Here is a 1,189-nt window from a genome sequence, read left to right on the forward strand (position 1 = left end):
CCTTGGACCCAAACCAAGTGCGCTACCAAACTGCGCTAATCGCCGAAACTTATTATTGCTAGCGAGTGACCTCGTTGACAACGGGGTGCATAATAGTGATTTGACGGGGTTAGGTCAAACGTTTTTTTAAGAAAACCAATCAAGTGCTCATTTTTAGTGCACAATGGTTAAATATTACAATAGTCGGCTGAATTTTAAACTATTTAACAGCTCAAACGTTATATACCTTAAAAGCAACTTGGCGCTGCTATGCTTTTCTGCGAAAATAGTAGGCACATTATAAAACGAGTTAAATAAAGAGCGTATTTTTCTTTATTAGCATTTTTACCCCTATTTTATTATGCATTCGTTTTTAGAGTATCGGTATCTAGTTAATTAACCCCAATTAAAGGTCACCCATGACGGCAAACATCATTGATGGTAAGGCAATCGCAAAACAAGTACGTAGCGCTGTAGCAGAACGCGTAAGTGAACGTGTAGCAAATGGTTTACGTGCACCAGGACTTGCAGTAGTACTTGTAGGACTTGATCCAGCAAGCCAAGTTTATGTTGGTTCAAAACGTAAAGCCTGTGAAGAAGTAGGTTTTATCTCTAAATCATTTGATTTACCAGCAGACACACAAGAGCAAACTCTTTTAGATTTAATTGACGAGCTAAATAATGATGCCGAAGTTGATGGAATTTTAGTGCAGTTACCACTGCCAAAAGGTCTTGATGCTGAAAAGATTTTAGAACGTATTACCCCACATAAAGATGTTGATGGATTTCATCCATATAACATTGGTCGATTAGCACAGCGTATGCCTGCCCTTCGCCCATGTACCCCTAAAGGTATTATTACATTACTTGATTCAACGGGTGTACGTTATAAAGGGATGCATGCAGTTGTCGTTGGCGCGTCAAATATTGTTGGTCGTCCAATGTCGTTAGAGCTTTTATTAGCAGGTTGTACTACCACTGTGTGCCATAAATTTACTCAAGACTTAGAAACACATGTTCGCCGCGCTGACTTATTAGTTGTGGCTGTCGGTAAACCTGAATTTATACCGGGAGATTGGATAAAAGAAGGCGCTATTGTTATCGATGTGGGCATTAACCGCTTAGATACGGGTAAATTAGTCGGTGATGTTCAATACAGTGTGGCCGAACAAAAAGCGCATTTTATTACACCTGTACCAGGTGGCGTTGG

1 protein-coding gene is annotated in these 1,189 nt (G+C 40.0%); it reads left to right on the forward strand.

Features of this window, described 5'->3' with window-relative positions; all coding sequences use genetic code 11:
• Positions 1-398: 398 nt before the first annotated feature.
• A partial coding sequence (gene folD / locus H5072_RS19945) for a bifunctional methylenetetrahydrofolate dehydrogenase/methenyltetrahydrofolate cyclohydrolase FolD (protein WP_182694579.1) occupies positions 399-1,189 on the forward strand: 791 nt, incomplete at its 3' end.

Source organism: Pseudoalteromonas sp. SR45-5, from assembly GCF_014163565.1.
In the GTDB taxonomy this organism is placed as follows: domain Bacteria; phylum Pseudomonadota; class Gammaproteobacteria; order Enterobacterales; family Alteromonadaceae; genus Pseudoalteromonas; species Pseudoalteromonas distincta.